Annotated in this window: 9 protein-coding genes and 1 other annotated feature; of the genes, 5 read left to right on the top strand and 4 right to left on the bottom strand. The window is 54.2% G+C overall.

What is annotated here, in order from left to right; genetic code table 11:
* Window positions 1–192 precede the first annotated feature (192 nt).
* A complete protein-coding gene (locus M3223_RS21830; protein ID WP_251565583.1) occupies window positions 193–1,182 on the bottom strand; it encodes an ABC transporter substrate-binding protein in 990 nt (329 codons plus the stop codon).
* A 108-nt stretch (window positions 1,183–1,290) separates the two neighbouring features.
* Complete coding sequence (locus M3223_RS21835; protein ID WP_251565585.1) at window positions 1,291–1,587, bottom strand: hypothetical protein; 297 nt, start codon at window positions 1,585–1,587, stop codon at window positions 1,291–1,293.
* A gap of 400 nt (window positions 1,588–1,987) precedes the next feature.
* Here M3223_RS21835 and M3223_RS21840 point away from each other — a divergent pair, with 400 nt between their 5' ends.
* Together M3223_RS21840 and M3223_RS21845 are read left to right on the top strand one after the other, a co-directional pair.
* Window positions 1,988–3,631, top strand: a complete 1,644-nt coding sequence (locus M3223_RS21840; RefSeq protein WP_251565587.1) for a hydroxysqualene dehydroxylase — start codon at window positions 1,988–1,990, stop codon at window positions 3,629–3,631.
* Window positions 3,632–3,654: 23 nt separating this feature from the next.
* Window positions 3,655–4,950, top strand: a complete 1,296-nt coding sequence (locus M3223_RS21845) for an ATP-binding protein (protein WP_251565590.1) — start codon at window positions 3,655–3,657, stop codon at window positions 4,948–4,950.
* On the opposite strand, the gene M3223_RS21850 is transcribed toward M3223_RS21845, so the two are convergent.
* Window positions 4,925–5,356, bottom strand: coding sequence for a hypothetical protein (locus tag M3223_RS21850; RefSeq protein WP_251565592.1), 432 nt, complete (start codon window positions 5,354–5,356; stop codon window positions 4,925–4,927). The genes M3223_RS21845 and M3223_RS21850 overlap by 26 nt on opposite strands.
* A 182-nt stretch (window positions 5,357–5,538) precedes the next feature.
* Here M3223_RS21850 and M3223_RS21855 point away from each other — a divergent pair, with 182 nt between their 5' ends.
* From M3223_RS21855 to tyrS, 3 genes are all read left to right on the top strand, one after another.
* Entirely contained in the window at window positions 5,539–5,913 is a 375-nt protein-coding gene (locus M3223_RS21855) for a glyoxalase superfamily protein (protein ID WP_251565610.1), read from the top strand.
* A 32-nt stretch (window positions 5,914–5,945) separates the two neighbouring features.
* Window positions 5,946–6,701: a class I SAM-dependent methyltransferase gene (locus tag M3223_RS21860; protein ID WP_251565594.1), complete on the top strand. Its 756-nt coding sequence runs from the start codon at window positions 5,946–5,948 to the stop codon at window positions 6,699–6,701.
* A gap of 141 nt (window positions 6,702–6,842) precedes the next feature.
* Window positions 6,843–7,072, top strand: a binding site (T-box leader).
* Window positions 7,073–7,136: 64 nt separating this feature from the next.
* On the top strand, window positions 7,137–8,423 hold the full coding sequence (tyrS, locus tag M3223_RS21865) for a tyrosine--tRNA ligase (protein ID WP_251565596.1): 1,287 nt from the start codon (window positions 7,137–7,139) through the stop codon (window positions 8,421–8,423).
* 163 nt (window positions 8,424–8,586) lie between these two features.
* Here tyrS and M3223_RS24600 read toward each other — a convergent pair whose 3' ends face one another.
* Window positions 8,587–8,670 carry an IS3 family transposase gene (locus M3223_RS24600; RefSeq protein ID WP_353057724.1) on the bottom strand — a complete coding sequence of 28 codons (84 nt, stop codon included), beginning with the start codon at window positions 8,668–8,670 and terminating at the stop codon, window positions 8,587–8,589.

An 8,670-nucleotide genomic window follows, 5' to 3' on the forward strand; every position in this document is an offset into this window, starting at 1 on the left:
ACCGTATGTCCCATGTTAAATAGCGATAATAGGAAGAGCAATGAACACTTTTTGAAAACGTTAACAATTTTTGAATTCGAATCGGGCGACAATGGCGGGAATCCAGCGCTGGCGCGGCTTGGCGGCATCTACACAGGTGTGAAAAAAAAGACCGTCCGCCCGGACGGAGCCGGGGGAACGGTCTGTTCATTGTTACTTGTTCACGATGTCGTTCATGACGTCGTCAATCATTTTAGAGCTGGCGATCGGGCCGTAATACAGCCAGCTGGACGTTCTCGGATATTCGTAGACGTTGCCGTTTTTCACCGCTTTGACCGATTTCCAGATCGGGTCTTCCAGCGCTTTGGCGCCGGAATCTTTGTCGCTGTTGACCAAAATCAGATGGTCGGCGTCGAGCTGGGCCAGTTTCTCCAGGGAAATGGAGTTCCAGTTGCCTGTACCCGTAGCGGAAATTTCCTTCACGATGGCGGGAGCGGTAAAGCCGAGATTGCCGTAGAGCAGGGCGCCGCTCGACTGTTTGTCGCTGACGACATAAAAGCTGTTTTTCACGAGCCATACGGCGGCGACCGATTGGCCGGGCAGCTTTGCTTGAATGTCCGCTTTGGCATCGGCGGCTTTTTTCTCGTAATCGTCCAGCACCTTCTGCGCCTCAGCCTGCTTGTCCAGCACTTCGCCGATTTGGAGCAGCGCCTTACGCCAATCGTTCACTACAGCGTCGCCGAGCACGTAGGTCGGAGCGATTTTGGAGTACTGTCCGTATTTTTCTCCTTCAACGGTAGCGTTGGAGCCAATAATGAGCAGATCGGGCTCAAACTTGGTTACGTCTTCAAACGGGAGATCGTACGGAATCGTTGGAATGTCCTTGAGCGAATCCTGCAAATACTCCTGCTTGCCGTTTTTCACCGTCCACTGCGCGACTGGTGTAACGCCAAGCGCAACGAGGTAGTCCTCCAGATAAGAAGCGATAATCCGCTGGGGATTGGCGGGAATAGTTACTTCGTTGCCCAGGCTGTCTGTCAGCGTGCGCTCAGATGCAGGCGAGGCGGTTGGCGCGGCAGATGGGGCCGGACTGGTTTCGCCGCCAGATGGCGTGTTATTGGTGTTGCTGCCGCAGGCAGAGAGCAGTAAGGTCGACAAGAGACTGATCAGCAGCAGAACGGATCTTTTATTTCTAAAAAACAAGGTGAGTGCCCTCCTCGATTTGGATATTAAAACGATCAGTATAAATGAATAAGGCATGCAAATGATATCAATTATCATTATCAGTGTCAAATTACACCACGCTTTCCGTCAACGGACGGAAGCATGGGGATTCAGTGGACGGCTGCGTGCTCGCTTGGACCAAAGTTTCCCGTGCGTGCGCAGCAGACGGGGCTGAAGCGGGCTGCGGTGAGAATTAATGGTTTGGCGCAGCACAAAAGGAACAGCGGAGCTGCCAATGAAGATCGCGGCTCGCGTAAAATTGGATTCCTCCATCAGCCAGCCGCATAGAGAGCTGGCGCCGAAGTCGCACCAAAGAAACTGATGAATGGAGTATTTGGGAAGGATGACGATGATCATCCTTTTTTTTAGGATGGATTGAAGCACGGGAATCGGCGTCCTCCTCGCTTATCGGCTTGTTCCTCTTTCATTCTATTAATTCAGGGATTTGTCCCATACGCGGCTTTGCGCCCGTTAGGGAATTTTTTTGAAACGAAGAGTTAGAACGAGCGTTTTAATCCAAAGCCATGGTGACGCTGGACGGAAATCCGGGCGGAATTATGGCATTTTATTGTTTTTTAATTTGTTAGGTAAATTCGCATTTAGCGTTTCCAAAATTTGAGAAATATTTCATTCAGCGACCTTTATACAGAAAAATTTCAATAACCGATAAGATTCGACAGCAACCGACATTAGTTCGATGGTACTATTATGGACGAGTATATGAGAAAAATGACCTATTGGTAGAGACGCCTAAATATTGGATGCTAGAGGAGGAGAGGGTAGGTTGAAGAAAAGGCTGCCGAAAGTTGTCGTACTGGGCGGAGGCGTAGCGGGCATGAGCGCCGCTCATGAGCTTGCGGAGAGAGGGTTTGAAGTTTCTGTCTATGAGGCAAGAACCACCCCGGGAGGCAAAGCCCGCAGCATGGACGTAAAAGGAAGCGGCATTGATGGGCGCAAGGATTTGCCCGGCGAGCACGGCTTTCGGTTTTTCCCTAAATTCTACAAGCATGTAACCGATACAATGAAAAGAATTCCGTATGGAGACAACCGCCACGGAGTATTTGACAATTTAATCGAAGGCACCCGGCTTGGACTTGCGTTTAATGACCGGGCCATGCTTCCTTTCATAACCGAGTTCCCGGAATCGATCCGGGATTTGAAGGTTCTCTATCAATCGCTGTTTGAGAATCATCTAGGGCTGACGGCAGAGGAAGCGGCGCATTACGGCGGGAAGCTGTACGAGCTTGCTTCCAGCTGCGAGCTGAGGCGTTACCTGGACTATCAGCGGATTTCCTGGTGGGATTTCATTGAGGCGGACAAGCAGTCGGAGCAGTTCAAGCGCATATTTGTCGGGCTGTCCCGCATTCTCGTCGCAGCCAAAGCTCAGGAAGCCAACGCCTGCACGATCGGAACGGTAGGCGCCGAGCTGATGCTGGACATGGTGACGCCGGGCGGAAGCGCCGACAGACTGCTGAATGGCCCGACCAACGAGGTGTGGATCTACCCTTGGTACGACTATTTGAATTCGATCGGCGTGCAGTTTAACCGGGATGCTCCTGTGAAGGCAATCCATTGCGATAACGGTGCGATTACCGGCATCACCGTCGTTATGGACGGGCAGGAACAGCTGGTGACAGGAGACTGTTTCATCTCAGCGCTTCCGGTTGAGGTAATGGCGGGACTAGTGAACGAGGAGCTTATCAGCGCCGACCCGCTGCTCGGCAAGCTTAAGACGCTTGCTGAATCGGTCGAATGGATGAACGGCATCCAATTTTATCTGAACGAAGAATTGCCGCTGATCCACGGCCATATCATCTGTATGGACAGCCCTTGGGCGCTTACGCTCGTTTCGCAAAAGCAATTCTGGCCCAATACCGATCTTGCGGAATACGGCAACGGGAACGTGAAGGGCGTGCTGTCAGTCGACGTGTCGGATTGGGAGGCTCCCGGCCCGCTGTTTGGCAAACCGGCTATGAAATGCTCGGCGGAGGAGATTCGCCAGGAGGTATGGCAGCAGCTGAAGGATCATTTTAACCACGGCAGCGACGTGCTGCATGACGGACTGCTTGAGCATTGGTTCCTCGACGAAGATATTCAGTTCCCCAATCCGCATGAAGCGACCAACATGGAGCCGCTGCTTGTTAACCGAGTACATACATGGGATTTAAGACCCAATGCGTATACGGCGATTCCGAATCTGTATCTGGCTTCTGACTATGTCCGGACCAATACGGATTTGGCTACGATGGAAGGAGCCAACGAGGCTGCGAGAAGAGCTGTTAATGCCATTATCGATTATTATGAGATCAAGGCTGACAAGTGCCGGATTTGGGAAATGTACGAGTTCGAGCTGCTTGGATTATGGCAGCGTAACGACAAGTCCCGCTGGCAAGAAGGCCTCCCCTGGAACGGGAAAATTGTCGGCTAGCTGATCGGAAGGAAATCCCTGCCGTGATAGAATACATTCTTGCGCGCGAGTTCCAAGGTCTGATGTACTATCTGACTGCGTGCCTTTTGTTTCTGATCATCACTCCGAGAGTATCGTTCATCAAATACGGGCGCAAGCTGCTGTTTGTAGCGATTTTAGCGCTGACCTCGTATTTCTATTTGGCGTACGAGGAAATCGATCCGCTCGTTTACGTGCTGCATCTTGTGCCGGTATGCGTTGCTCTCATCGCCATATATGAAGGATGGATCCCCGGAGTAGCTACCACCGCTGCTTTTATATGGGGCAATATATTCATAGCGGGGAATGAGTGGATGCCCGGGACGATATCGTCCATCGCCGTGACGGCGGTCGGCATCGCCTATCACTATTGGATGCCGTCGCCGGAGTCGATCAAACGAATGCTGCTTGTCCATTTTCTGCTCATTCTGGCGTACATCGGGATGTTCATAGGGCTGTCCGTCTGGACAGGAGAGCAGATGGAGCTTCGGCGGATGCTCGCTACGGGCATCGGCACGCTGCTGTCGTCGCCGATCGTTGCTTATACCTATTATTTGGTGAAGCATCAGGAGAGGCTGACGGAGGAGCTGTTCAACGCCGAAAAATACCATTTAATCGGCCAGCTGACCGCTTCAATTTCGCATGAAATCCGCAACCCGCTGACGACTGCACGGGGGTTCCTGCAGCTAATGGGCCGGCCCAATCTGGACCCGGCCGCGCTGGAGCGCTACCGGATCAATGCGCTGGAAGGAATCGACGGGGCGAATTCAATCATTACGGAATACCTGAATTATTCGAAGCCTTCCGTAGAGGAGCCAAGGCTGCTGAATGTCAGGCAGGAGCTGGCCAGCGTAGAGCAGTGGATAAAACCGCTCTGCGTCATGTCCAATGTGGAGCTGGTATCGAGGCATGGAACGCAGGAGCCGCTTACGGTTACGGGGGATTCCAAAAAACTGCAGCAGTGCCTCCTGAACATTATCAAAAATGCGATAGAGTCGATGCCGGAAGGCGGGGTGCTGACGATCAGCTCGCGCAAGGAAGACGATAAAGCGCTGATTTTTATCCGCGATACCGGCATCGGCATGAACGATCAGCAGCTGAAGCGGATTGGCATGCCGTTTTATACAACAAAGGACAAGGGCACCGGGCTTGGTCTGATGGTTGTCACCAATCTGATTCAGGCGATGGGCGGGAAGCTGTATTTCCGCAGCAAGCCGAATCAAGGGACCATTTGCGAGGTTCATCTGCCGCTGGAGATAAGCGCAGCCGAAGCCGCTAGTCTCCAACCCGCTCCAAAGTAATCTCCCATGCGGGGGAGGCCAGTGCCGCAGGCGGCTCCGGAGAAGCTGCGGGCTGGCGGAATCCGTCCAAAGGCAGGGAACGGTCCGTCAGCTCCAGCTTGCCTCCCTGAGTCAGCCGGGTTAATAGCCAGCCGGACGCACATCCGGGATGTTTAAGATCGGGCGGATCGTAGAGCAGGCCGCCCAGCAGGCTGCCGCCTACAGTCAGGCAAGGCAAAGGCGCTGTTTTTCCAGATGATTCCGTACGTACGCGAATCAGATAAACGCCCGTTTTTTCAATGATAAAGCCGCCGTCATTCCTTGGAATGGCGGCTTTTTGGTCTTTGTTATCCCTTGCGGCTCCGGATTGAATGCGTGTCTGTATTCGGCAGGACAGACGTCTTAAGGGTTGTTCGGCGTATGACATGGGCGTTCAGCCTTTCCGATGAACTTGGTCTATATAGCTTATGCCGCAATCGGCAGGGGAGTACGGTTAACCGTTTATTCCGGCATGCGGCGCGCAGCGGCTGACAAACGGTCCCGACTTCGCTATGATAGTGCTGTTGGTCGGACGGGCTGGAGATGATGAAGAGGAGGCGCGGCAGCGTGATGAACAACAAACGGACGATTCCGATACTTCGCAGTTTTGACGAGAGCAAGGCGAAAGAGTTTTATGTCGGTTTTCTGGGCGGGACCGTATTGTGGGAGCATCGTTTCGAGGAAGGCATGCCCCTCTATATGGCGGTTGAGCTTGGCGGTGTTGAGCTGCATCTGTCGGAGCATCATGGAGACGGAAGCCCTGGTGCAAACGTGCGGATCGAGATGGAGCCGGGCCAAATTAGAGGTTATCAAGCCGAGCTGCTGGCGAAGCGCTATACTTACGCCCGTCCCGGTCTGGAAAAGCCGCCCTGGGGCGGCATTGAGCTATCGGTTGGCGATCCTTCCGGTAATCGCCTGACGTTTTATGAGCCCAAACAGGAATAGAGCAAGGATTGTGTTCTTAAGGAGGAAGTTTCATGGACAGCAAGGAGCGGTTTTCAAGCCGCGTAGAGGATTACGTTAAATATCGCCCGGGCTACCCGGCGGAAGCTCTGGATTCGATTATGGAGCAGGGAGGGCTCGCTGCCGAATCTTATGTGGCCGATGTCGGAGCGGGCACGGGTATTTTCTCCGGTCTGTTAATGGAACGGGGAGTGCGCGTGATGGCGATCGAGCCAAACGCCGATATGGCCCGGGCGGCCTGGACGGCGCACGGGCCGAACGAGCTGTTCGGCATTATGCTGGCGCCAGCCGAGGATACGGGGATTTCCTCAAATTCCATGGACGCTATAACATGCGCGCAGTCCTTTCACTGGTTCGATATGGAGGGCGCCCGCGCGGAATTCGCCCGCATTCTGAAGCCGGACAAAAAGGTGTTTCTTATCTGGAATACACGCAAGACGAGCGGCAGTCCGTTTCTAGAGCGGTACGAGGAGCTGCTGCATTCACTCGGCACCGATTATGGAAAGGTGAACCACCGCAACGTTACGGAGGAGCAGCTGAACGCGTTTTTCCGTGAAGGCACGATGACCTTGAACCGGTTCTCAAACCGCCAGCTGTTCGACTTCGACGGCGTAAAGGGACGGCTGCTGTCCTCTTCCTATGCGCCGCAGGCAGGAGATCCGAAACATGAGCCGATGCTGGAAGAGCTGCGCCGCATTTTCGACGAGACACAGGAAGACGGCAAGGTGAATTTTGAATACGTGACCGAGGTATACAGCGGACTTGTTTGATAAAATTGGCGGGGGATTAGACGGCGCATGCGGAAAAGGATGATTCTCCCCGTTCCGGCAGGCGCTGCGGCGCTCTCGGCATTGACAAGCAGGGGGCGTTTTCGCTAAAGTGTTACCGAGCAAATACGTATCAAACAGCCATATTCAGCGTAGAAGGGAACAAGTAGCGGAGCGGAGCTTCGATTTCAGAGAGCCGGCGGTTGGTGCGAGCCGGAGCGACAGCCGCCCGTGAATTACATCCTGGAGCATTTCCGTTTGAACCTGCCCTGCGGCAGAAGAACGGGGACGGCAACCGGCCGTTATCCGGGAGAGCGGAGCTTTGATTCGAAAAAGCTCAATTTAGGGTGGTACCGCGATGACTCGTCCCTGTTTGCAGGGAGGGGTCTTTTCTTTTTTCGCGCTGAGATGGCTGAACTTATATTGGAGGGATAGATTATGGCACAACAACAGGCCGCTGTGAACGCGGCGCTGCTGGAAGATTTGGAATACCGGGGTCTTGTATACCAGGTGACGAACCGCGAGGAATTGAGTCAAAAGTTGAACGAGGGTCCGGTAACGCTGTATTGCGGCTTCGACCCGACGGCGGACAGCCTGCATATCGGCAGCCTGCTGCCCATTTTGATGCTGCGCCGTTTTCAGCAGGCGGGCCATAATTCCATCGCTTTAGTCGGCGGCGGCACCGGCCTGATCGGCGATCCGAGCGGCCGCTCCACGGAGCGCTCCTTGAATACGGACGATACGGTGGCGGGCTGGACGGAATCGCTGAAGCGCCAGCTGTCGCGTTTCCTGGACTTTGAGACGGCGCAAAATCCGGCTCAGCTTGTGAGCAACTATGACTGGCTGGCTTCGCTCGACATCATTACGTTCCTGCGCGATATCGGCAAAAACTTCACCGTTAACTACATGCTCGCCAAGGATTCCGTCGACTCCCGCCTGGCGAACGGCATTTCGTTTACCGAGTTCAGCTATATGATTTTGCAGGCGTACGACTTCTACAAGCTGAACCGCGATCATGGCGTCAACCTTCAGCTAGGCGGCAGCGACCAATGGGGCAATATTACGGCCGGTCTGGACCTGATTGGCAAAACCGGAGGCAGCGGAGCTTACGGCATTACGATGCCGCTTGTCACCAAAAGCGACGGCAAAAAGTTCGGCAAGTCCGAGTCGGGCGCCGTATGGCTGGACCGCTCCAAAACGAGCGCTTACCAGTTCTATCAGTTCTGGATCAACACGGACGACAGCGACGTTATTCGGTTCCTCAAGTACTTCACGTTCCTCTCGCGGGAAGAAATCGAGTCCTTCGAAGCGCTCGTCGCTTCCCAGCCGGAGAAGCGCGAGGCGCAGCGCGAGCTTGCCCGCCAGGTGACCCGCATCGTGCATGGCGAGGAAGCGGTGGGGAGCGCCGAGAAAATTACCGCTGCGCTGTTCTCCGGCGACGTCACGCAGCTTAACGAATCCGAGCTGGTAGAGGCGCTGCAGGATATGCCAACGACCGTTGCGGCGGCTGACGCTGAGACGGGGCTGATCGATTTGCTCGTTGACACGAAGGCTTCTCCTTCGCGCCGTCAAGCGAAGCAGGACATCGAAAGCGGCGCTGTGTACGTCAACGGCGTGAAGCAGAGCGGCATCGACACCGTGCTCACAGCGGAGCAGCGCCTGCACGGACGTTATGTCGTGCTTCGCCGGGGCAAGAAGAATTATTTCCTTGTGAAATTTGAGTAGGCGACGTTAATCGGCGAGCCCGCTTGGCATATTAAGCCTTTTAATGTCGGTATTAACCCGTTGGGGTTCGCTTGCTGATCCTTCCTACTTCAAAATAAACGATAACGCCGACAGACTTCTTGGTCTTACCCCCGTCAAGTAGACAGCTAAAAAAGAGTGCAAATTAAGCGGCGACTGCAATTCGGTACTCTACCGGAGAGCGGTCGCCGAGTTTTTTCTGGAAACGCTCCTGGTTGTAGAACTCGAT

It is taken from the genome of Paenibacillus pasadenensis (assembly GCF_023715725.1).
GTDB lineage: Bacteria > Bacillota > Bacilli > Paenibacillales > Paenibacillaceae > Paenibacillus_O > Paenibacillus_O pasadenensis_A.